This window comes from Janthinobacterium kumbetense, from assembly GCF_023703445.1.
GTDB lineage: Bacteria > Pseudomonadota > Gammaproteobacteria > Burkholderiales > Burkholderiaceae_D > Janthinobacterium > Janthinobacterium kumbetense.
The window spans coordinates 263,642-287,045 of the sequence record NZ_JAMQGR010000007.1 but is presented as its reverse complement, the minus strand read 5'-3'; the positions used below and the strand labels follow the sequence as shown (position 1 = coordinate 287,045).

Sequence of the window (23,404 nt, the reverse complement as noted above, 5' to 3'; positions counted from 1 at the left end):
TCGAAAAAACCCCTTCCGGTGATCCGGTTGGGGTTTTTTTACGTCCAATGATTTCATGCATGGCATCGATCGCGTGCTACCTTGAAAGGAATATCTTGTCTGCTGTGCATACACTGGAGCAATTACGCGCTGGCCAACTGGCCGGCCTGCGCCGCCTGACGCTGTCCTGCGGCTTGACGGCATTCCCTCGCGAAATCTTCGACCTCGCCGACAGCCTGGAAATCCTCGACCTGTCCGGCAATGCGCTCTCCACGCTTCCCGACGACTTGTCACGCCTGCACAAGCTGCGCATCATTTTTTGCTCGGACAACCTGTTCACCAGCTTGCCGGCCGTGCTTGGTTCCTGTCCTGCGCTGGAAATGATCGGTTTCAAGGCGAACCGGATACGCCACGTGCCGGCCGCAGCCTTGCCATCCAGGCTGTGCTGGCTGACCCTGACCGACAATGCCATCGAAGCCTTGCCGGAGGAGCTGGGCAAGTGCGGACAATTGCAGAAACTCATGCTGGCGGGAAATTGCCTGGACAGCTTGCCCGCTTCGTTGGCGAACTGCCGCCGGCTGGAACTGGTGCGCATCGCCGCCAACCGTTTCACGGCGCTGCCCGACTGTCTGCTGTCCCTGCCACGCCTGAGCTGGCTGGCGTATGCGGGCAATCCCTTCACGGAAGCGCGGGAACTGGCGGCCCTGGCCGGTTCAGCCGCGGCGGGCGTAGCGTGGCAGCGCCTGGTATTGGCGCAGCAGCTGGGCGAGGGGGCGTCGGGCGTGATTTACCGTGCCCGCCTGGATGGCGCCGATGAGGTCGCCGTCAAGGTGTTCAAGGGGGCCATGACCAGCGATGGCTTGCCGCGCAGCGAGATGGCCGCTTGTGTCGGCGCCGGTGCCCATCCGGGCCTGATTCCCATCCTCGGGACGCTCGATGCACATCCACAGGGAGCGCTGGGACTCGTCATGCCGCTCGTTGACGCGGCCTTCCGCAACCTGGCCGGACCGCCGAGCCTGGAATCGTGTACGCGCGACGTGTATGCCGATGGCGCGCGCTTTGATTTTCCGCAAGCGCTAGCCATTGCCCATGGCATCGCCTCGGCCGTGCGGCAGTTGCATGCACACGGTATCGTGCACGGCGACCTGTATGCCCACAATATCCTGCATGCGGATGCCGGCGCCTGCCTGCTGGGCGACTTTGGCGCGGCGTCCATGTTTGCGCCGGGCTCGTCGCACGGGGACGTGTTGCAGGGCATAGAGGCGCGCGCCTTTGGCGTGCTGCTGGGCGAACTGATCGCGCATTGTGCGACGCCTTTGCCGGCCCTGCAAGCCATGATGGAAGATTGCCTGCAGGAAGAAGCACTGCAGCGGCCCAGCTTTGACGTGATCGAACGGGCCTTGCGGGACATGTTCCCCGCATAAAAAAATGGCGCAGCCTTCGCAGGCTGCGCCATTTTTATTTCAGGCTGGCAAGATTCAGCTTGCCACCAGGATTTCTTTTTCCGGCAGGGCGATCTGGTTGTCGACGCTGAACTGGTAATCCTTGAAGACGTGTTCGGCCGTCAGGATCTGGTATTCGCCGTTGTCGAGCTTATGCGTGGTGTCCTTCAGGCGGTACGTGTAGTGGCCGCAGGTCCAGCAGTTGAAGTTGCGCATGTGGGTGCACAGGCAAGTCTTGTCCATCACGACGACGGTTTTTTGCTCCGGATGGGCAGCGACTTCGCGGTTGTACGAGTTGATGTACGCGCAGTTGCCCGTCGCGTCGAGCAGGTAGCCATACGATTCGCAGCCTGGACGGATGCCGGCGCCGATGGCGGGCGTGTTCTTCAGCATGCGCATCGGGTAACCGGTTGGCGACACGCCATTGACGATGATGTCTTCTTCCGAGGCCTTGTAGTATTCCTGCTTGACCTTGTTTGGCAAGCCGCATTCCTTTGTGACGGTAAAGCGCGTCGCCACTTGCACGCCAGCCGCGCCTGCTTCCAGGAAGGAAACGGCATCGCTGCCCGTGAAGATGCCGCCAGCGGCGATCAGCGGGATGTCCAGCTGTTCGGCCTTCAGGTAGGCCAGCAGTTCCGCTGTGATCGTGTGCAGGTCGTAATTGGCCCAGTCCATGCCGAAGCCCAGATGGCCGCCGGCCAGGGGGCCCTCGACGATGATGAAGTCGGGCAAACGGTCCAGCTTGGCGTTCTTGCGCAGGAAAATCTGCAAGGCGCGTACGGACGAGACGATGATGCCCAGCTTGGCATCACGGAAACGCGGATGGTCGGCCATCAAGGCGAACGAACCGAAGTGCAAACCGGCCGACAGGGTGATGCCGTCGATGCCCGCGTCCAGCGCCGCATTGAGTCGCACGCGCAAGGTTTCGCGGGGGCCGTTCATCGTCAGCTTTTCCATGCAATTGACGAAGATCAAGCCATCGCCTTTTTTCGCTTCCATGGTGCGGCCGATATGCAGGCGCTGCGCTTCCGCCAGGCGGCCCAGGTCGAACTGCACCACGGCCTTGTCGCTGTTATTGATGTTGAACTTGTACAGTTTCGTCTTGTCTTTGACGAAGGTGGTGTCGAAACGGCGATCCGACACGTCTTCCACCATGGCATCGGAGATATGCCCGATACCGTTCAGCCGGGCCGCTTCCAGGGCCAGCTCCGACGTGGAAATATCCACACCCATTCCGCCTATCATGATGGGCACATATTCTTTTTTGCCAAATCGCAGGCGGAAATCATCAACACGTTTCATTGCTATCCTTAGACTACCGTGGTTATCACTGAGCCAGATGTACGGTCAAGCCCGCTGCCGGTCAGGCGCGCGGGCGCATGTAGCTGTGCGCAGCTTCAATTCTACCCCAAGCGCGCAGGCGCTCCGAGGCAGCTTGCCGCCATGCTGGTGCAAGCGCAGGCCGCAGCGTGCGCATCATCGAAATTAATCGCGGAAATTGTTAAATTCCAGCGGCATGTCGGGTACATCCTTGCGCAGCATGGCCATGGCCGCCTGCAGGTCGTCGCGCTTGGCGCCCGTGACGCGCACGGCTTCGCCTTGGATGCTCGCTTGCACTTTCATCTTGCTGTCCTTGATGACGCGCACGATTTTCTTGGCATCATCCGATTCGATGCCATTCTTGATCTTGATGATCTGCTTGACCTTGTCGCCGCCGATCTTCTTGATGTCGCCTTCGTCGAGGAAGCGCACATCGACCTTGCGTTTGGTCAATTTGTTGGTCAGCACGTCGCGCACCTGGCTGAGCTGGAATTCCGAGTCCGCGAACGCGGTCAACTCGTTTTCCTTGTGTTCGACGCGGGCGTCGCTGCCCTTGAAGTCGAAGCGGGTCGTGATTTCCTTGTTGGATTGCTCGACTGCATTCTTGACTTCGATCATATCGGCTTCGGAGACTACATCAAATGACGGCATGGTCTGTTCCTTTTCTTGTTAAAGCGAGCGCACGCTCGGCGCGCTGGGCCTTGGCGGCTGATTCTGCGCCATGGGACGGCCCTGTTAAAGATGCGACATTTTAACGGACAACGGGCAAGTCGCCCTTGTCCTGAGGTGGTTTTTTGTCGCTTTCGCTCTATAATCGAGCAAAATTTCTCGATCCCATGTCTGCAGAGCTCACCATCGAACACAATTACTCCCTCCAGCGCCTGAATACCTTCGGCATCGCGGCCAATGCGGCCGCCTACGTACGCATCACCTCGCAGGCCGAATTGCACGCCGCGCTGCAAGATCCCGCCTTGTCCGCCATGCCGCGCCTGATACTGGGCGGCGGCAGCAACGTCGTGCTGACGGGCGACTTTCCCGGCGCCGTGCTGCACATGGCCACGCGCGGCATGCGCCTGGCGCAGGCGGATTTCGAGACGATACTCGTCACTGCCGCGGCCGGCGAAAACTGGCACGATTTCGTGCAGTGGACCCTGGCGCAAGGCGTGGGCGGGCTGGAAAACCTGTCCCTGATTCCCGGCACGGTGGGCGCGGCGCCTATCCAGAATATTGGCGCGTATGGCGTTGAAATCAAGGATTATCTGCACAGCGTGAGCGTCATGCACAGTGGCAGCGGCATCGTCTTCGACATGGACCGCGATGCTTGCCGTTTCGCTTACCGCGACAGTATCTTCAAGCAGGCGGACGGCCGCGAACTGATCGTGCTGGAAGTCACGTTTGCCTTGCCGGCCGAGTGGCAGCCGAACTTGCGCTATGCGGAACTGGCGCAGGCCGTGGCCGAGCGCAATCTTGCCGAGCCGACACCCCAACAGGTGGCCGACACGGTGATGGCGATCCGCCGGCGAAAATTGCCCGACCCGGCCGTCATAGGTAATGCGGGCAGCTTCTTCAAGAATCCCGTGGTGTCACGGGAGCAATGTCTTGCCTTGTTGGAACGTTTCCCCACCTTGGTACACCATGCGCAGCCCGATGGCACGGAAAAGCTGGCGGCAGGGTGGCTGATCGATCAGTGCGGCTGGAAGGGGAAAAACCTGGGGCCCGCGGGAGTGTATCCCAAGCAGGCGCTGGTTCTGGTGAATAATGGCGGCGCTCGTGGCGCGGACATTACCCGGCTGGCGGCAGCGATACAGGATGATGTAGAGGCGAAATATGGCGTACGCCTGTCGCCCGAGCCTGTGTTTGTCTAAATAGTCAATCCGCGCTTGAAAAAATGTTCAGGGCAAGGCAGTGCAACACAGCCATGGACGTTTTTTCTGCATGGATTAGCCGAAGTGGCAGACGTAATCTACGGTTTCGACAGTTTCAATATCAAAATAGCTATTGCCCGGTACCTTGAATTGCGTGCCCGCGCCATAGCTGTTCCACTCCGTCGCATCGGCCAGGCGTACCTTGCACAGGCCGCTGACGATTTCCATGATTTCCGGCGCGCCCGTGTTGAAGCGCAGCGATGACGCGAAAATCACACCCACGCTTTTCTTCGTGCCATCGGCCAGGATGACGTTGTGCGAGACGCATTTGCCGTCAAAGTAGATATTCGACTTCTTGACGACGCTGACATTGTCCAGTTGTGTGCTCATGCTTCACTTTCCTTGCTGTTAAAAATCAGTCCTGGACGTCAGCGGCGCTCAGCACGCTGTTGCGTCCACCGCGCTTGGCCGCGTACAGGGCCTGGTCGGCGCGGTTGATCAATTGCTCGACCGTCGAGTCCGGCGAAGGCACGATGGTGGCCACGCCGATCGAGATGGTGACGATGCCCGTGCTTGCCGCTGGATTTTCGATCTGCAAGCCTTCCAGGTGGCGCCGGCACGCTTCGGCGATCAGCAAGGCGCCAGCCGCTTCCGTTTCCGGCAGGATCAGGGCGAACTCTTCGCCGCCGTAGCGGGCGGCCAGGTCGGCCGGGCGCTTCAAATGTTCCGTCAGCACGGCGGCGACTTTTTTCAGGCACAGGTCGCCCGCCAGGTGGCCGAAGTGGTCGTTATAGCTTTTAAAATGGTCGATATCGCAAAACAGCAAGCTCAACGGCGTCTTGTCGCGCTGGCCACGCTGCCATTCGAATTGCAAGGTTTCATCGAAGCGGCGGCGGTTGGCGATGCCCGTCAAGCCATCAAGGGCGGCGAGTTTCTGTAACTCGATATTCGCGTCGGCCAGGTTCTTTTGACTTTCTCGCAGGAAACGAAAAGCCTGGTCGCGCTGCAGGCGGCTGATGTGGGCTGCCGAGTGGTAGCGTATGCGCGCCAGCAGCTCCAGGCGGTCCGGCAGTTTCACCACATAGTCGTTGGCGCCGACGGAAAAGCTGTGCGCCTTCAGTTTCGGGTCATCCTTGGCCGACATCACGATCACCGGCACGTGCGCGAGCGCCGCGTTTTCGCGGTACAGCTGGATCAGGGCGAAGCCGTCGATACCCGGCATCACGAGGTCTTGCAGGATGACGGTCGGTTGCAAACGCAGCGCCGTGTCCAGCGCCTGCGTGGCGTCGGTCACGTAATGAAATTCGATATCCTGCTGGTCGCTGAGCATGCGCCGTACTGCCTCGGCAATGATCAACTGGTCGTCCACCAGCAGCACGCTGACCTTGAATTCGGTCAATGCGGGCTCATGCTGGCTGAAACTGGAGGAGAATTCTGGCATTGCATTCTTTTCAGATGTTAGGGGAGGGCTCCCACCCATTGTTGAGTTTGGCGCCCAGGCGGCTGCGCAGGCTGGCGCCTATTCTATCCAGGGGCAGGATGTGCTGCGCCGCATCGAGTTCGGCCGCCGCGCGCGGCATGCCGTACACGGCACTGCTGGCCTGGTCTTGTGCGATGGTCGTCTTGCCGGCGCGGCGCATGGCCAGCAAGCCATCGCCGCCGTCACGCCCCATGCCTGTGAGCAATACACCGATGGCGTCGCCGCGCCAGTGCTGCGCCACGCAGTTGAAGAAGACATCGACGGACGGGCGGTAAACATACTCGCGTGGTGCTGCATCGTAACCCAAACGATAATTTTGATCTAGCAGCAAGTGATCATTGGTTTTGGCGATCAACACCGTGCCAGATACCAGTTCATCGCCTTCGACGATCACGCGCGCGGGCATGCTGAGCTGGTCATCGAGCCATTTGGCGAAGTGCGAGGCGAAGGTTTCATCGATATGCTGCACCACCACGATGGCGCAACCGGGCGGCGCCGTCCAGCCGGACAGCACCTTGGCCACGGCCGAAGGGCCGCCCGTCGAGGCGCCGATGGCCACCAGCGTGGTGACTTGCCCGTCGCCCCGTTCGCCGCCATTGCCGTTCGCCTGGCGTGGCGGCGGCGTTTCGGCGCTGTGGCGTATCAGCTTGCCGATGGTCTTGATCTTGGCCAGCAGTTCGCTGTCGCCGCCCACTTGTCCCTGCAGCACGGGGGTGGCCGTGACGTCGAGCGCGCCCGCGCCCAGCGCGCGGAAGACCTGGTTGACATTGTCTTGCGGGCGTCCCGTGACCACCAGAATGGCGCACGGGCTTTGCTCCATGATCAGGCGCGTCGCCTCGACGCCATCCATCTCCGGCATGTTCAGGTCCATCAGGATCAGGTCGGGACGGTTGCCTTCGCACATGCGCACGGCTTCGAGCCCCGTGCGGGCGATCCACAGCACCTGGTGTTCCTGCGTGCTGGCCACCACGCGGCGCAGGGCCTCGGCGGCCATGGCGACATCGTTGGCAATGGCAATTTTCATGAAGTACAACTCATAAGCGGGCATCTCCTATCAGGTCGGCCACCGCGTCGAGCAAGGTCTCGTCGTGGAAGCTGCCTTTGGTCAGGTAATAGTCGGCGCCGGCGGACAGGCCGCGCGCGCGGTCTTCCGGGCGGTCCTTGTACGAGACGATCATCACCGGCAGCTTGTGCAGGTGCAGGTCCTTCTTGATCAGCGAAACCAGTTCGATGCCATCCATGCGCGGCATGTCGACGTCGGTGATCACCAGGTCGTATTCGCCGCTGCGCACGACGTTCCAGCCGTCGATGCCGTCGATGGCCACGTCGACTTCGAAGCCGCGCGCCAGCAGCAGCTTGCGCTCCATCTCGCGCACCGTCAGCGAATCGTCGACGACGAGGATGCGCTTGGCGCGGCGCTGCTGCGCGTGGCCCGCCTGCGCCAGCTGGTGCAGGCCGCCTTCGTGCAGCAGCTTGTCGATCGACAGCAGCAGATCGGGCACGTCGAGGATCAGCACCGGCTCGCCGTCATCGAGCAGGGCGGCGGCGGAAATGTCGCGCATCTTGCCGAAGATCGGATCGATGGCCTGCACAGCCAGGCTTTGCTCGCCGCGGATGGCGTCGACCACCAGGGCATAGCTTTGCTTGCCGCGCCCGATCACCACCACCGGCAAGTCCTCGGCCTGGTTCGCCGCTTCGCCCAGTTCCAGCACCTGCGCCGCCGAGACCAGGCCCAGATGCTCGCCCTTGAGTTCGAAGAACTGCTTGTTTTCCAGGGTATGGATGGCCGCCTGCGGCACGCGCACCACGCTTTCCACCTTGACGATGGGGATGGCGTAGGCTTCGCCCTGGATGTCGATCACCAGCGCGCGCACGATCGATTGCGTCAGCGGCAGGGTGATGAGGGCGCGGAAACCCCGGCCCGGCTCCGATTCCAGGCGCACGGTGCCGTTTTGCTGGCGTATCGTCTCGTGCACGATGTCCAGGCCCACGCCGCGTCCGGACAATTGATTGGCCGTCGCCTTCAGGCTGAAGGCGGGCAGGAACAGGAATTCCAGCAGCTCGCCCGGCGACAGCGCGGCGGCCATGGCGGGGCTGGCCATCTTGCGCTCGATGACGGATTGGCGGATCTTTTCCAGGTCGACGCCGCGCCCGTCGTCGCTGATTTCGATGCTCAGCATGCCGGCGCGGTGGCGCGCTTCCATGCGTATCGTGCCCAGCGCTTCCTTGCCCGCGTCGATGCGCTCGTACGGGCCTTCCATGCCATGGTCGATGGCATTGCGCAGCATGTGGTTCAGCGGGCTTTCGATCTTCGCCAGGATGTCGCGGTCGACCAGGGTGTCTTCGCCTTCGATTTCCAGCTGCACTTCCTTGCCCAGGCTGCGCGCCAGGTCGCGCACCATGCGCGGGAAGGCGTGGATGCCGTCGCGGAAAGGGCGCATGCGCAGCGCCAGCACTTCATCGACCATGCCTTGCGAGACGGCCAGCAGGCGCCGCTCATAGGTTTCGATGTCGGCGATGTGCTCGAGCATGAACTGCTTCAGGGGCTGCGTCTTTTGCAGCGCCAGCAGGGATTTTTCCATCAGGCCCGCGTCGCCCGAGCGGGCAATGGCTTCGTGCAGGTGCTCGATGGCGGAAAACAGGCTGCTCTGGTTGCGCTTGAAGCGCTGCAAGGCACCGATGAACGGGTGCATCTGGTGCGCATTGATTCGCGATTCGCTGGCCAGCGACAGCAGCTTGTCGAAATTCTGCGCCTGGGCCTTGGCCGGTGCCGCACCTGTACGCGGCGCGGGCGCGGCAGCTTCTGTCGCTTCCGTTTCAGCTTCCGCGTCCTCTCCCGCCAGGCCGCTGGCCACGGGAGCCTGTGGCGCCGCCGCTGCCGGCGCTGGCACGGGTGCCGGCGCCGGCGCCGGGGGCAGGGCCGGCAATTCGGGCAGGTCGGCGATACCGGCGATGGCGTTCAGGGTCTGGTCGATCTGCGCCGCATTGGCGGCCAGCCACGCTTCGGCACCCGCGTCGTCCAGGCGCGACAGCTGCACGATCAGGTCGACGCCCGACAGCAGCACGTCGACCCGCTCCGGCGTGAGTTTCAGGCGGCCGTGCTGGGCGGCGACAAAGCTGTCTTCCATGCCGTGCGCCAGCTGCACCACCACTTGCAGGCCGACGATGGCGGCGGCGCCCTTGATCGAATGCGCCGCGCGCATCATCGCTTCGACGGCGGCCGCATCGCCCGCATGGCGCTCCATGGCCAGCAAGCCGTCGGTGAGAATCTGGGTCTGGCTGTCCGCCTCCATGCGGAACAGGTCCAGCATGGAAAAGGCACTCAGGTCGCCGTGCTGGTCCTGGCTCATCGTAATAGTCTCGCAAGTTGAAAGCCGATCAGCGCCGTGTCGAGGCAGCCGATGCGCATGTCGCCCTCGGTGATGACGCCGGACAGATAGCGCGACAGGCCCTTGTTGATGGTGGCCGCCGGCGCTTGCACGGTGCTCGACGCATAGCGCACGATGCCGTGCAGGTCGGCCACGGGCAGCGCGTAAGCCTGTTCTTCCCAGCGCATCAGCAGCAGGCGCGCAAAGGTGTGGCGGCCGCGCGCCGCTGGCGCGCCCTGTTCGTCGATGCCCAGCAAGTGTGCCAGCGACATGCACGGATACAGCTTGCCGCCGATATTGACGATGCCCGCCAGGCCGCGCCCGCCGCGGTGCGGCAGCACGTGCGGCTTGGCCTGCGGCGCCACGGAGTCGAATACGCGCGTGGGTAGCGCCAGCCATTCGCGGCCGATGCGAAATACCAGCGCCGAGCTGTCGCGCACCTCGCCGCCCGCATCGATCTGGCGGAAGTGGCTGGCCCAGTCGCGCTGGTAGTGTTCATCCACGGGCCGCTGCAGGTTGCGCTGGGCGGCGCCCGCATACACGTCGCAGTTACGGCAATGCACGTTGGCCGGCAGCCTGGGGCAGCTCTGGTCGCCGACCACGCCGATATGGTTCCAGCAGTCGTTGATGGCGTCGGGGGACTCGGTGGCGATGAGGTTGGTCATGCTTGCCCCTTAGTTGGACGCCTGGCGGCGCTGGTAGATGCGCGCCGCGCGCGCCTTCAGGGTGGCGGCGGCCGTGTGGTTGCCATTGCGTTCGGCCAGCAGCGACAGGTGGCACAGCGCCTCGTAATGGTCGGGCTGCAGGTAGATGCAGCGGCGCCAGTAATCGTCGGCCAGATCCATCTTGCCGGCCAGTTCATTGATGATGCCCAGCATGAAATACGCTTCCGCCGCCTCGGGCACGCGCGCCAGGTGGGCGTGGCATTTTTCGCCCGCTTCGCGCAACTGGCCACGGTCGGCCAGCAGGCGCGCTTCGGCCAGCAAATCGGCTTGCGCGGTTGGCGCGGCCGGCGCCGGCGACGGCACGGACACGGGGCGCGTGCGCGGCGCTGTCGCGGCGGCAGGAGCGGCTGCGGCGGCGCGCCTTGGCGCGGGCGGCACGCTGCGCAGGGGGCGCGCGGCCGGCAGCGGCGCCACCTGCACGGGGCTGGCCGGCGCCGCCGTTTCCTTCTTCAGGGCGAAGGCCTGGCGGAACTGCAGCGGTGCAAAGCCGTTCTGGCAGAACGACGGCACTTCCGCATAGCCGGCCAGCAGCATGCCGTCGTCGGCCAGCAGGGCGGACAGGTTGTGGATGGCCGCGCGCGTGGTCGGTTTGTCGAAGTAAATCAAGAGGTTGCGGCAAAAGATGACGTCGTAATGGCGGCTGTAGGTGGCGGTGTCGAATTGCAGCAGGTTGCCCTGCCTGAAGGTGACTTGCTCGCGCAGGGAGTCGATGATGCGGTAGGCGTCGTCGGCCACGTGCGTGAAATAGGGCTCGCGGAAGGCCACGTCCTGCGCGCGGAAGGCGTTGCGGCCGTACACGCCGGCCTGCGCCCGTTCGATGCAGCCGGGGCTCAGGTCATACGCATCGATGCTGAACGCCTGTTTCGGCACGCCGCCGTCGCGCAGCGCCATGGCCATCGAATACGGTTCCTCGCCGCCCGCGCACGGGATCGACAGGATGCGCGTGGCGCGCCCCCGCGCCCAGCGTTCCTGCACCAGTTCGACGGTGGCGTAGAACGCCTGCGGGTCGCGGAACAGCCACGATTCCGGTACCACCACCAGCTCGATCAATTGCGTCATTTCGGCCGGCGTGAGCGCTTGCAGGTAGGCTTCGCTATCGCTGAAGCCCGTTTGCTCCATGCGCTGGCCGACGGCCCGTTCGGCCACGGCTTTGGAGACGGACAGGCCGGTCGCGCGGCGCAGCAGGGCTTGTGCCGTCATGCCGCGCCCGCGTCTTGAAACAGCAGCGCGCGCACGTCCGGCGGCAGCAGGTGTTCGAGTTCCACCAGCTGCACGATGCCGTCGGCATCGCTGGCCACCTGGCCCAGGAAGGGCGCGGTGGCCACGCCGCTATCCTCGAGCTTGTCCGCCGCGATGTCGGCGATGCCGCGCACTTGCGTGGCCAGCAAGCCCAGCGCATGCGTGGCGCCGCCAGGCGCGCGGTAGTCGACGATGACGATGCGCGTGTCGAATTGCGCGGCGGCGGCAGGCAGCCCGGCCAGGCGCGACAGGTCGATCACGGGCACGGGCGTGCCGTGCAAGTCCATCAGGCCGGCCACGTAGTCTGGCGTGAGCGGCAACTGTTTCAGCTCCAGCAACGGCAGAACGCGCACGATGCCGGCCAGGGGCAGGCCATAGCGGTCGCGTCCGATGTGAAAGAGCAGCACTTTCATGGGATCAGATGGTGACGGCGAAGGTCGACACGCTCGACTGCAGGTCGCCCGCCGCATATTGCAGCTGGTGCACCGCTTCGCTGGTGGCCTTCAGCGATTCCACCGTCTGCTGCGTGGCGTCGTTGAGCTGCATCATGGTGTCGGAAATTTGCGACGCGCCGATCGCCTGCGACTGCATGCCTTGCAGCACGGCATCGAATTGCGGCGTGAGTTTTTGCACCTGATCCATCACGGACGACAATTGTTCCGCCACTTGCCGCACTTCGCCCACGCTGCGGCGAATTTCTTCCGAGAATTTATCCATGCCCATCACGCTGGCGGACACGGCCGACTGCATTTCCTTGAGCATTTGCTCGATATCCCACGTGGAGACGGACGTCTGGTCGGCCAAGCGGCGGATTTCCGTCGCCACGACGGAAAAGCCGCGGCCCGCTTCGCCCGCTTTTTCCGCCTCGATGGCGGCGTTCAGCGACAGGATGTTGGTCTGGTCGGCTACTTTCGTGATGGTGATCAGTACGCTATTGATATTGCTGGCTTTTTCCGACAGGGCCGCCAGCTTGGCGTTGATGGAATCGGTGGCCGAGACCATGTGCTGCATGGTCGAATCCATGCGCTTGAGGTTGTTTTGCGCTTCGGCCGTGGCATTCGTCGTGTAGTCGGCCACGGCGGTGGCGTCTTCCATGGTTTTCAGCAACTGGCTCGTGTTGGCCGAGATTTCCTTGGTGGTGCTGAGAATTTCCACGCTGGTTTGCGCTTGCTCAATACCCGTGGCTTCCTGCTGGCGCGCCGAGGCGGCGATTTCCGTGGCGGAGGTCGTCACCTGGATGCCGGCCTTTTGCACATTGTTGAGCAGGCTGCGCAGGTTTTCGAACATCTTCGCCAGGCCGTTACCCAGCTGGCCGATGGCGTCGTTGCCCGTGATGCCGACCTTGCCCGTCAGGTCGCCCGAGGCCGCCTTCGATACCACTTCCAGCAGGGAATCGACCTTGGCCCGCAGGCTATTCGTGGCGGCCAGTTCATTGGCCTGGTTGTCCTGGATGGTTTGCGCCATGCGGTTGAACTCTTCCGTCACCTTGCCCAGCTCGTCGCGCGAGATGATGGCGGCGCGTGCGCCCTGTTCGCCGCCGGCGATGCGCCCGACGGCGTCCGTCAGGCTGTTCAGCGGGCCGAGGATGGCCTTGGCCAGGACGAAGGAAATGCCCAGCGCCAGCACCACGCACAGCACGCCGCCCAGCGCCAAGGTCAGCAGCATGGTTTCCTGCAGGCGACTTGACGTGGCCGTGCGCTCGGCCAGCAAGCGGTTTTCTTCGGCGGCGGCTTCGTCGAGCAGCTTGTTGGCCTGCACGATGCCGGGCGAGCCGGCCGGCGGAAGCAGGCGCGCCACCGTTTCCGTGGCGCCCGGCGCATTGCCCAGCGCGCGGCGTTTCTCGATCAGGGGGGTGATCCACTCCTTGACCCAGGTGCTGCTCAGCTGGTCGATCTTGCGGAAGCGTTCCGATTGCATCTTGTTGTCCACCGTCATGCTGATGGCTTTTTGCGTGTGCTGGCTCAGCACCCCTGTTTCATCGGTTTCCGGCGTCAGCGAGGCTTCGTTGCCGGTCAGAATGAAGCCGCGCGCCTCCACCTGGATTTGCAGGATGGAATTGTGAATCTTGTCGATCTCGACCAGCACTTCCATCGTGTGCCTGTCCCATGCATTGGCTTCCGACAGCCGCGCAAAGCTGTTGTAGGCCACGCCCAGCAAGATCAGGATGATGGCCACGATGGAGCCGAAGCCCAGGTACAGTTTATTCTTGATACTCAGGTCTTTGAACATGGGAGGGCTCCGGAAGCAGGAAGGTCAGCACAATTGCACTGTAGCATTTTGCCATGAGGACAGCAAAATGGGGGCAATCTGGGGACGCGCGGGGCGGTAAATCGCTGCCGAGTGCGTTTCAAACGTAAAAAAGCCGCCCGGAGGCGGCTTTTGGCGGGCGCGGGAGGTAGTGCCTCCCAGTAACTAATTACTTCTGGCCGCGCTTTTCGCGGGCGATGGCGGCGATGCGCATGCGCAAGGCGTTCAGCTTGATGAAGCCGCCGGCGTCGGCCTGGTTGTAGGCGCCGCCGTCTTCGTCGAAGGTGGCGATGTTCATGTCGAACAGCGAATCGGTCTTCGAATCGCGCGACACGACGATGACATTGCCCTTGTACAGCTTGATGCGTACCCAGCCGTTCACGGTTTCCTGCGTGTGGTCGATCAGGGTTTGCAGGGCAACGCGCTCGGGCGCCCACCAGTAGCCGTTGTAGATCATTGACGCGTAGCGCGGCATCAGGTCATCTTTCAGATGGGCAACTTCGCGGTCCAGGGTGATCGATTCGATGGCGCGGTGGGCTTTCAGCATGATAGTGCCGCCCGGGGTTTCATAGCAGCCGCGCGACTTCATGCCGACGTAGCGGTTTTCCACCAGGTCCAGGCGTCCCACGCCATGCTTGCCGCCAACTTTGTTCAGTTCGGCCAGCACGGTGGCGGGCGACATGCGCACGCCGTTGATGGCGACGATATCGCCTTTTTCGTATTCGATGTCCAGGTATTCCGCTTCGTCCGGCGCTTTTTCAGGGCTGACGGTCCAGCGCCACATGGTTTCTTCCGCTTCGGCGCTCGGGTTTTCCAGGTGGCGGCCTTCAAAGCTGATGTGCAGCAAGTTGGCATCCATCGAGTACGGCGCGCCGCCGTTCTTGTGCTTCATGTCGATTTCGATGCCGGCGTCTTCCGCGTACTTCAGCAGTTTTTCGCGCGACAGCAGATCCCACTCGCGCCATGGGGCGATGATCTTCACGCCTGGCTTCAGCGCGTAGGCGCCCAGCTCGAAACGCACCTGGTCGTTGCCCTTGCCGGTCGCGCCGTGCGAGATGGCGTCGGCGCCCGTGGCGTTGGCGATTTCGATCAGGCGCTTGGCGATCAGCGGACGGGCGATCGAGGTGCCCAGCAGGTATTCGCCTTCATACACGGTGTTGGCGCGGAACATCGGGAAGACGAAGTCGCGCACGAATTCTTCGCGGACATCTTCGATATGGATGTTTTCCGGCTTGATGCCGAATTTGATGGCCTTGGCGCGCGCCGGTTCCAGTTCTTCGCCCTGGCCCAGGTCGGCCGTGAAGGTGACGATTTCGCACTGGTAGTTATCTTGCAGCCATTTCAGGATGACGGAGGTGTCGAGTCCGCCGGAATAGGCCAGGACTACTTTTTTAATGTCGCTCATATTGCTTCCAGTTGTCGTTGTCGATGTATGTATTGCGATGCTGCCAGGAGTTATGCAGTGCCTGGCGAATTAGTTGATTTTACCGAGTAACAGGTATTCGATCAGCGCTTTTTGCACGTGCAAGCGGTTTTCCGCCTCGTCCCACACCACCGATTGCGGGCCGTCGATCACTTCGGCGGCCACTTCCTCGCCGCGGTGGGCGGGCAGGCAGTGCATGAACAGGGCGTCGGGCGCGGCGCGGGCCATCTTCGCGCCATCGACGATCCAGCCGTCGAAGGCGGCGATGCGGGCCGCGTTTTCCGCTTCGTAACCCATGCTGGTCCACACGTCCGTGTTGACCAGGTGCGCGCCTTCGCAGGCGTCCGATGGATTGGCGAAGAAGGTGTAGCGCTCGGTCTTGACTTGCGCCAGGTCAATGTCGTAACCCTTCGGCGTCGACACGTTCACATGGAAGCCGAACACTTCGGCCGCTTGCAGCCACGAGTACAGCATGTTGTTGGCGTCGCCGATCCAGGCGACCACCTTGCCGGCGATCGAGCCGCGGTGTTCGATGTAGGTGAAGATGTCGGCAAAGACCTGGCACGGGTGGTGTTCATTGGTCAGGCCATTGATCACGGGCACGCGCGAATTGGCGGCGAAGCGCTCGATGATTTCCTGGCCGAACGTGCGCACCATGATGATGTCGCACATGCGCGACATGACCTGGCCCGCGTCTTCCACCGGCTCGCCGCGGCCCAGTTGGGAATCGCGCGTGTTCAGGTAGATGGCGGCGCCGCCCAACTGGTGCATGCCCGCTTCGAACGACAGGCGCGTGCGGGTCGAGTTCTTTTCAAAGACCATCACCAGGGTGCGGTCGATCAGTGGATGGTAGATTTCGTAGTTCTTGAACTTGCGCTTGATCAGATGGGCGCGTTCGATCACATATTCGTACTCTTCCAACGTGAAATCGGAGAACTGGAGGTAGTGCTTGATCGGTTTTTTTGTCGACATAATGACCACTTGAAGATGCGCAGGCCGCCGGCGGCGTGCCTTTCCCGCCGGGTTGCATCAGCGTACAACATCTCGTCTGATGACTGCCTCGCCCGGCGCGCTGCTGTGTTGATCGGTGCCAGCGCGACGCCTGTCGCGCGGTACGATGCGGTTTGCCAAGTTGAAAATAATGCAATGGCAAGTACTTCAGCCGTTCAATTATAAGGGTTTTGCTTTTAGATTGGAAAGACTGCCCGGGCGCGTACTTGTATAGGCAAGCCTGCGCCCGGGCAACGGGGCGGTGGATTAATAGATGCTGGCGGGCGCGGCGCCGTCCAGCTGGGGCGCCACCAGCGGCAAGTCCAGCGTGAAGCGCGTGCCGGCGGGGCTGCTGGCCACCTGGATGGTGCCGCCCAGCAGGGCCGTGACGATGTTGTAGCTGATCGACAAACCCAGGCCGCTGCCGCCCTGGCCCAGCTTGGTAGTAAAGAAGGGGTCGAAGATGCGCGACAAATGCTGTTCCGCGATGCCGCCGCCATTGTCTTCGAAGACGATCCGCACGCGCGTCGCGTCCGCCGTGGCGGACAGGCGCATGCAGCCCGTGCCGACGCCGCCATCGTTGGGCGCGGGGGCGAAGGCGTGCAGCAGGGCATTGTTGATCAGATTGGTGATCACCTGGCCGAACGGGCCGGGATAGCTGTCCATGGCGATGCCGAAGGCTATCTCCATTTCGATGCGGTGGCCCGAACTGCGGATGCGGTTCATGACGGTGGCGATGATTTCATTGCTGACTTGTTGCAAGTCAAAGCGGCGCCGCTGCTCGGTGGTGCGGTCGACGGCCACCTGCTTGAAGCTGTTGACCAGGTCGGCCGCGCTGCGCAAGCCGCGCATCACCAGCGCCGACGCCTTGCCCGCATCGTCGATGAAGGCAGCCAGGTCCGAGCGGCGCAGGCCGGGACCGTTCATCAGGCGTTCCACGTCTTCCGTCTTTTGCTGCATGGTGCTGGCGATCAACAGACTGTTGCCGATCGGGGTATTCAGTTCATGCGCCACGCCGGCCATCAGCGAACCGAGGGCGGCCAGTTTTTCCTGCGATACCAGTTGCGCCTGGGCATCTTGCAATTGCCGGTAGGCGCTGGCGTTGTCGAGCGCGATGGCGCCATACGCGCACAGGGTGCGGAAGATCAGCCGCTCGCGTTCGCCGTATGCGTTGGCGTGGCAAGCCTGCACCGTCATCACGCCCAGCACGCGCTCGCCCACCATCAGCGGCACGTACAGCACGCTCTGGTTATGCAGCGTGCCGGGCACCGTGTAGGCGTGGCGGCGCGGCGGCACCTGGTCGATATACACTTCGCGCCGGCCCAGCAGGCAGCGCACGGAATAGGCGCGGGGATTGCTCAGTGGAATGGCGTTGTCGGACAGGGGCCGGCCCGCTTCCATGCCATGCGCGCGGCGCAGCGCCGTGCCTGCGGCGTCGAGCATGTAGACGGCGAAGGTGTTGACTGGCAGCAAGGCATGCACGTGGCGGTCGAGCACCTGGAACACGGCGCTGGCGTCGAGGTGGGTGGTGATTTCCTGGCCGATGGCCGACAGCCGTTCCAGGGTGTCGCTGGTCTGTTGCAGCACTTCGGCGCGGCGCGCTTCGGAAGCGGCCAGTTCGCGGTGGTGATAGCCTTCCGAGCGCGCATGTTCCGTCTGGTGGTAGACCTGCATGGCGGTGGCGCGGTTGCTCGCTTGCTGGGTATGGCTTTTTTCGCGCGCCATGCCCGCATCGAGGGCGATATCGTAGGCGCGCGCATAATCGCCCGCATGCGCGTATTCGCGCGCCAGCGCATCGAGCAGTTCGCCGGGCGGCGAATAGCCGTCGATCGAGGCGGCTACCTGCAGCGCCTGGTGCAGGAAATGCAGGGCGGGATTGCGTTCCAGCATGTCTGCGGGCGGCGGCAACTCATGGCGCGCATGCAACATCGACAAGACGCGCAGCGCCGCCACCTGGTGCATGGCGTCGCCCTGCGCGGTGGCCAGCTGGCAAGCCCGCTCGGCCGCCTGCAGCGCCTCGTCCGGGCGGTCCAGGTAGGATAGCGCGTGGGCGCTGCCGCGCTGGGCCATGCTGCGGAAATCGGCCTGGCCCAGCGCTTCGGCGCGCTGCGCCAGCCGGCTGAAGGCGTCGAGCGCCGTGTCGTAGTCGCCCTTGTCCAGGCTCAGTTCGCCCAGGTGGAACAGGGCGTTGGCATAGGTGCGCGCGCCAGCCACGGGCGCCAGGATGAGCAGCGCCTGGCGCAGCAAGTCTTCGGCCGCGGCCAGGCGGCCCAGCTTGCGCATGGTTTCGGCCGTATGCGTCTGGCAAGCGCCGATGCTGCGCGGCCAGCCGGTGGGGCGCGCCAGATCCAGTGCGCACTGCATCCACTCCAGGGCCGATTCGTTGTCGTTGAGGCTGGCGAAACAGTCGCCGATATTGATGGCGGCCGTGATGGCGCCGCGCAGCTGGCCGCTTTCCAGCGCCGCCTCGTAGCTTTGCATGTAGTGGCCGGCGGCCGTGCCCAGGTCGCGCGAGGTGTGCGCCAGCAAGCCGCGGAAGTCATGCACCCAGGCGGCCAGCGGCGCGGGCAGCTTGCCGCTGGCGCTGTCGGCCTGGAAATGGCTGCCCCAGCGCGCCTGTGCGGCTGGCGCATCGCGCAGCACGGCCCAGCGCGCCGCGGCCGCGTCGGCCAGGCTGGCGCGCATCGTATCGCCGGCGCTGCGCGCCTGCTCGGCAGCGGCCAGCAGTTCGGCATCGCAGCGGGCATGGTCGCCCCGGTCGACGGCAATCGAGGACAGCAGCCAGTGCGCGTCGGCGCAGGCTGCGCCGTCGCCGTGCGCGCACAGGATGGCGTGCGCCGCCATGGCCAGGCTTTCCGCCGTATCGAGCGCACCTTGCAGCCAGGCCACTTCCGCCTGCACCAGTTGCAGGCGCGCCTGCGCGATGGCCAGGGCGTGGGCCGGCAGCTGGGCCTGGGGCAGCAAGGCTGCCGCTTCGGCCGCATGGTGCAGCGCCTGGGCACAGTTGCGCTGGCGCAAATGCCATGCCAGCAGCATCAGCAAGGGCAGGCGCTCCAGGGCGCGCAATGGCCGCAGTGTATCTTCCCACTGTGCAATGTCATGTTCGAGTGCGAACATTTCCATCCGAAATCTCCCGCAAGGCGATGGTGTTGGCCAGCGGCCAGTGACACCTTATTGGATCGCATTGTAAGCTGCATCGGATGCAGTTGTTTGGTCGACTCGACAGTATTTTTTTACGCGCGCCCTTTCAGGCTGCGCAAAGCAGGCGGGGCGTGCACCAGCCCCTGCCGGCTGATGCACGTGGACAGCCTGGCACGGCTTGCCGGCCGTTTGCCGTGCTGTACCGTGCCGCCTATGCTAGCGGCCGGCGAAGTGCACGGTGCTGGCCGTTTCGCCAGCCTTGGCGACGGCGCCCGGAATATTGTTCAGCCCGGTAATGGCGATGACGTCGCCATCGTTGCGAAATTCCATGTGGGTGCCGCTGGCCGTTTCAAAGACGCCCGGTGCGCGGCCGAACAGCTCCACTTCGGGCTGTCCCTTGATTTGCGTGAAATAGCGGTTGACTTGCTGGCGCAGCAGCAAGGTATCGCCCGTGTCGAGCTGGTAGCTGTTGCCGTACTGGCTGAATTCCTGCGGCGCCAGTTTATACACCTTGCCGGAAACCTGGACCTTGTCCTGTTCGCCGATTTCCAGCGCACTGGCGCTGAGGCAAGACAGGCCGAGGACGAGGGCGGCGCTACCGAGGGCGAGGGTACGCGAGAACGATGCTTTCATGATTTCACCTTGTGATCGAGATGCTGGTTGGAGTTAGACCAATGTTGTCTCCAGCAGGTTCGCTGGCGGGGACAATGCCAAGGTAGCAAGCGGAGGGGTGCCATGCCAGCGCAAAGCGATGAAACGCCGGAATCCGGCGCTGAAACGCGAAATCAGGCGACGGATGGTTTTGGAATGAATGGGAGAAAGCAGGCTCTGCGGCAGAATTTAATTCTGTTTAATTCGTGGTGGTAAACTTTTTATCGGTTTGGCGCCCGCCTCGACGACGGACGCCAGACGCGTTCAATACAGCGTTTGCGCCGATTCGTGCAGCAGCTGGCCGTACAGGGTATGGCGCATCTTGGCGATCTTGCCTTCAGATAAGGCTTGCAGGATGGCGCACTGCGGCTCGATCAGGTGGCGGCAGTTATAGAACTTGCAGCCGCCCAGGTAGGGCTGGAATTCGCGGAAGGCCCGCTCCAGCATGCCCTCGGACAAGTGGTACAGGCCGAATTCCTGGAAGCCGGGAGAATCGATGATGGAGCTGTGCGCGCCCAGTTCGTCGAGCTTGTACAGGCGCGTAAAGGTCGTCGTGTGCTTGCCCGTGTCGAGCGCGGCCGAGATTTCGCGCACGGCGATGTCGGCGTCCGGCACCAGCAGGTTGATCAATGACGACTTGCCCATGCCCGACTGGCCGATGAGGATCGACGACTGCCCCGCCAGCAGGGGCGCCAGAGTGGCCACCGCGTGTTCCGGTTCGGCGCGCGCCGACACTTCATCGACGGGATAGCCCATCGATGAATACGGCAGCAGGCGTTCGCGGGCGCGCTCCAGCGAGGCGGTCACGTCCGTCTTGTTGAGGATGATGCGCGCCTCGATGCCGGCCGCGTCGGCCGCCACCAGCGAGCGCGAGATCAGATCGTCGGCAAAGCCCGGTTCCGTCGCCACGACGATGAACAGCTGCGTCAGGTTGGCGGCCAGCAACTTCGATTTGTACTGGTCCGAGCGGTACAGCAGGGTCTTGCGTTCCTCGATGCGGTCGATGACGGCCTGGTCGTTGGACGTGCGCGTCAGGTGCACGATGTCGCCCACGGCCACATTGGTTTTCTTGCCGCGCGTTACGCATTGCAGCTTGGCGCCGTCCACGTCGGCCAGGTAATGGCGGCCGTGGGCGGCGATGATGATGCCCGTCAACTTGCCTTCGCTCATGGGGCCACCTGGCTGCTCTGGTAGATGAGGTCGGCCTTGGCGGCGCAGATGAAGTCGTTTTCGGACAGGCCGCCGGCGCCCTGGTTGACCGAGTGCGTGTCGTAGCGCACGGCGCAGGTTTTGTAAGTAATGATGAGCTCCGGATGGTGGTCTTGCGTATGGGTCATATAGGCCAGGGCGTTCACGAACGCCAGGGTCTGGTAGTAATTCTTGAAGCCGAAGTCGCGGCACAGCTTGCCATTTTGCAAGTTCCATTGCGGCAGCAGGGCGTGCAGGGTGGCGATGTCCGTGTCGCCCAGCGCCTGCTGGCGCGGCGTGCAGGACAGTTGGGACAGGTCTTGCGAAGTCGATGGCGTATTCATGTCGTAGCCCCTTTCAGGTGGCGGATGCGCACGCTGGCCGGCGGGTGGCTATCGTAGAAGGCCGAGTGCAGCGGGTCGGGCGTCAGGGTCGACGCATTGTCTTCATACATTTTGACGAGCGCCGAGACCAGGTCGTCCGCCTGCGTGTGCGTGGCGGCAAAGGCGTCCGCTTCGAATTCATGCTTGCGCGAGCTGAGCGAGGTCAAGGGGCCCAGCAGGAAGGTGAAGACGGGCAAGGCCAGCATGAACAGCAGCAGCGCCAGCGCATCCGTCGGCTGGCCCGTCAAGGCCAGCGCCACGGGATCGACGCCCAGGCCCGCGTAAAACCACGGCTGCGTCTTCAGGAAGCCCAGCAGCGCGAGGAAACCCAGCGAGATGACGAACATCATGGCGATGCGCTTGACGATGTGCTTGAGCTTGAAGTGGCCCAGTTCATGCGCCAGCACGGCTTCGATTTCCTGCGGCGCCAGGCGCGACAGCAAGGTGTCGAAGAAGACGATGCGCTTGTTGGCGCCAAAGCCCGAGAAATACGCATTGCCGTGGGCGCTGCGCTTCGAGCCATCCATGACGAACAAGCCTTTCGAGGCGAAGCCGACGCGCTGCATCAAGCCTTCGATGCGGCTTTTCAGCGCTTCGTCGGCCAGCGGCGTGAATTTGTTGAACAGGGGGGCGATGACGGTGGGAAACAGCACCATCATCAGCAACTGGAAGCCGCTCCAGACGAACCACGCGTACAGCCACCACAGGCCGCCCGACTTGGCCATCAGGGTCAGCACGACCCAGATCAGCGGCAGGCCGATGACGGCGCCCAGGCCCACGCCCTTGAGCATGTCCGTGAAGAACAGCTTGCGCGCCATGGTGTTGAAGCCGAAACGCTGCTCCAGCACAAACTGGCGGTAATAATCGAAGGGCAGGTCGATCAGGCCGGAAATGGCGGCAAAGGCGGCGATCAGGCCGATCTGGTACAGCATGGGCGAGCCAGAGCCCATCCATTCATTCAGGTGCAGCGCCAGCCATTGCAGGACGCCCAGCAAGGTAAAACCGATCAGCACGGCATAGTTGACCAGCAAGGTCAGCAAGCCGAATTTGGTCTTCGCCACCGTGTAGTCGGCCGCCTTCTGGTGCGCGGCCAGCGGGATCTTTTCCGCAAATTCGGCGGGCACGGCGGTGCGGTGGGCCAGCACGTGGCGAATCTGCCGCGAAGCGAGCCAGAAGCGCACGGCCAGGGTCAAAACGAGGACGGATACAAACAAAATCGAAAACGCGAGTGAATACATTCTGTGCCTGTGAGAAAATGGCTGATTATTTAGTTTGATTAGGCCAAGAGAGAATTATGTCACAAGCGACCGACTTAACTGCATCCACCCCCGCACCCGCCGTGCCGGCACGTCCCAATGAGATGAATCTGGTCTGGGTCGACATGGAAATGACGGGCCTGGAGCCCGATACCGACCGCATCATCGAGGTGGCGGTGGTGGTGACGGACATGCACTTGAACCTGCTGGCCGAAGGCCCCGTGTTTGTGATTCATCAATCGGATGAAACCCTGAACAAGATGGATGCCTGGAACAAGGGCACGCACGGCCGCTCGGGCCTGATCGACAAGGTCAAGGCGTCGACCGTGACGGAAGCGCAGGCGGAAGCGGAATTGATCGCGTTCCTGAAGAAATACGTGCCAGCTGGCAAGTCGCCCATGTGCGGCAACACCATCGGCCAGGACCGCCGCTTCATGGTGCGCGGCATGCCGAAGCTGGAAGCGTTCTTCCACTATCGCAATGTTGATGTATCGACATTGAAAGAGCTGTGCAAGCGCTGGAAGCCGGAAATCGCCACCGGTTTCAAGAAGCACCAGAAGCACACGGCCCTGGCCGACATCCTGGAATCGATCGAAGAGCTGAAGTACTACCGCGAACACTTCATCAAGCTGTAATGTGATGACGCCTCGCAAAACCTACTGCGCGTCGGTATAGGCGGCCTGCGATGCTCACCGTACTTGAGTACG

General features: G+C 63.0%; 20 protein-coding genes. 3 read left to right on the top strand and 17 right to left on the bottom strand.

The features are described from left to right. Positions 1–104 precede the first annotated feature (104 nt). Positions 105–1,403 (top strand): leucine-rich repeat-containing protein kinase family protein, encoded by a 1,299-nt coding sequence (locus NCG91_RS20165; protein WP_251350960.1) that lies wholly within the window; start codon positions 105–107, stop codon positions 1,401–1,403. A gap of 54 nt (positions 1,404–1,457) precedes the next feature. Here the strand turns inward: NCG91_RS20165 and NCG91_RS20160 are convergent, their stop codons facing one another. Beyond that, complete coding sequence (locus NCG91_RS20160; RefSeq protein ID WP_070277935.1) at positions 1,458–2,723, bottom strand: nitronate monooxygenase; 1,266 nt, start codon at positions 2,721–2,723, stop codon at positions 1,458–1,460. A 183-nt stretch (positions 2,724–2,906) separates the two neighbouring features. Beyond that, positions 2,907–3,392: a YajQ family cyclic di-GMP-binding protein gene (locus tag NCG91_RS20155; RefSeq protein WP_034759416.1), complete on the bottom strand. Its 486-nt coding sequence runs from the start codon at positions 3,390–3,392 to the stop codon at positions 2,907–2,909. Positions 3,393–3,577: 185 nt separating this feature from the next. On the opposite strand from NCG91_RS20155, the gene murB reads away from it, so the two are divergent. Continuing rightward, positions 3,578–4,606, top strand: a complete 1,029-nt coding sequence (gene murB / locus NCG91_RS20150) for a UDP-N-acetylmuramate dehydrogenase (RefSeq protein WP_251350950.1) — start codon at positions 3,578–3,580, stop codon at positions 4,604–4,606. Positions 4,607–4,681: 75 nt separating this feature from the next. Here murB and ppnP read toward each other — a convergent pair whose 3' ends face one another. From ppnP to NCG91_RS20075, 15 genes are all read right to left on the bottom strand, one after another. Beyond that, positions 4,682–4,996, bottom strand: coding sequence for a pyrimidine/purine nucleoside phosphorylase (gene ppnP, locus NCG91_RS20145; RefSeq protein WP_251350949.1), 315 nt, complete (start codon positions 4,994–4,996; stop codon positions 4,682–4,684). 25 nt (positions 4,997–5,021) lie between these two features. Continuing rightward, positions 5,022–6,047, bottom strand: coding sequence for a diguanylate cyclase (locus tag NCG91_RS20140; protein WP_099665024.1), 1,026 nt, complete (start codon positions 6,045–6,047; stop codon positions 5,022–5,024). 10 nt (positions 6,048–6,057) lie between these two features. Further along, positions 6,058–7,110 (bottom strand): chemotaxis-specific protein-glutamate methyltransferase CheB, encoded by a 1,053-nt coding sequence (gene cheB / locus NCG91_RS20135; protein WP_251350948.1) that lies wholly within the window; start codon positions 7,108–7,110, stop codon positions 6,058–6,060. Between the two features lie 10 nt (positions 7,111–7,120). Then, on the bottom strand, positions 7,121–9,436 hold the full coding sequence (locus tag NCG91_RS20130; protein WP_251350947.1) for a hybrid sensor histidine kinase/response regulator: 2,316 nt from the start codon (positions 9,434–9,436) through the stop codon (positions 7,121–7,123). After that, positions 9,433–10,119 (bottom strand): chemotaxis protein CheW, encoded by a 687-nt coding sequence (locus tag NCG91_RS20125; RefSeq protein ID WP_251350946.1) that lies wholly within the window; start codon positions 10,117–10,119, stop codon positions 9,433–9,435. The genes NCG91_RS20130 and NCG91_RS20125 overlap by 4 nt, the downstream gene beginning before the upstream one ends. Before the next feature lie 9 nt (positions 10,120–10,128). Next, on the bottom strand, positions 10,129–11,379 hold the full coding sequence (locus tag NCG91_RS20120) for a CheR family methyltransferase (RefSeq protein WP_251350945.1): 1,251 nt from the start codon (positions 11,377–11,379) through the stop codon (positions 10,129–10,131). Next, entirely contained in the window at positions 11,376–11,831 is a 456-nt protein-coding gene (locus NCG91_RS20115; RefSeq protein WP_099665020.1) for a chemotaxis protein CheW, read from the bottom strand. Before NCG91_RS20115 ends, NCG91_RS20120 begins: the two co-directional genes overlap by 4 nt. A 4-nt stretch (positions 11,832–11,835) precedes the next feature. Next, positions 11,836–13,647, bottom strand: coding sequence for a methyl-accepting chemotaxis protein (locus NCG91_RS20110; protein ID WP_251350944.1), 1,812 nt, complete (start codon positions 13,645–13,647; stop codon positions 11,836–11,838). Between the two features lie 187 nt (positions 13,648–13,834). Beyond that, positions 13,835–15,070, bottom strand: coding sequence for an argininosuccinate synthase (locus tag NCG91_RS20105; protein WP_034759383.1), 1,236 nt, complete (start codon positions 15,068–15,070; stop codon positions 13,835–13,837). A gap of 69 nt (positions 15,071–15,139) precedes the next feature. Further along, complete coding sequence (gene argF, locus NCG91_RS20100; RefSeq protein WP_077401165.1) at positions 15,140–16,060, bottom strand: ornithine carbamoyltransferase; 921 nt, start codon at positions 16,058–16,060, stop codon at positions 15,140–15,142. 285 nt (positions 16,061–16,345) lie between these two features. Beyond that, a complete protein-coding gene (locus NCG91_RS20095) occupies positions 16,346–19,195 on the bottom strand; it encodes an ATP-binding protein (protein WP_251350943.1) in 2,850 nt (949 codons plus the stop codon). A gap of 240 nt (positions 19,196–19,435) precedes the next feature. Next, positions 19,436–19,852 carry a hypothetical protein gene (locus tag NCG91_RS20090; RefSeq protein ID WP_099665017.1) on the bottom strand — a complete coding sequence of 139 codons (417 nt, stop codon included), beginning with the start codon at positions 19,850–19,852 and terminating at the stop codon, positions 19,436–19,438. Positions 19,853–20,134: 282 nt separating this feature from the next. Further along, positions 20,135–21,040, bottom strand: a complete 906-nt coding sequence (gene rsgA, locus NCG91_RS20085) for a ribosome small subunit-dependent GTPase A (protein ID WP_251350942.1) — start codon at positions 21,038–21,040, stop codon at positions 20,135–20,137. After that, the gene (locus NCG91_RS20080; RefSeq protein WP_251350941.1) at positions 21,037–21,402 is read right to left on the bottom strand and encodes a 4a-hydroxytetrahydrobiopterin dehydratase; all 366 of its coding nucleotides are present in this window, start codon (positions 21,400–21,402) and stop codon (positions 21,037–21,039) included. Before NCG91_RS20080 ends, rsgA begins: the two co-directional genes overlap by 4 nt. Beyond that, the gene (locus tag NCG91_RS20075) at positions 21,399–22,679 is read right to left on the bottom strand and encodes a M48 family metallopeptidase (protein WP_251350940.1); all 1,281 of its coding nucleotides are present in this window, start codon (positions 22,677–22,679) and stop codon (positions 21,399–21,401) included. Before NCG91_RS20075 ends, NCG91_RS20080 begins: the two co-directional genes overlap by 4 nt. Positions 22,680–22,735: 56 nt before the next feature. Here NCG91_RS20075 and orn point away from each other — a divergent pair, with 56 nt between their 5' ends. After that, positions 22,736–23,332: an oligoribonuclease gene (gene orn, locus NCG91_RS20070; protein ID WP_170846480.1), complete on the top strand. Its 597-nt coding sequence runs from the start codon at positions 22,736–22,738 to the stop codon at positions 23,330–23,332. Positions 23,333–23,404: the final 72 nt, after the last annotated feature.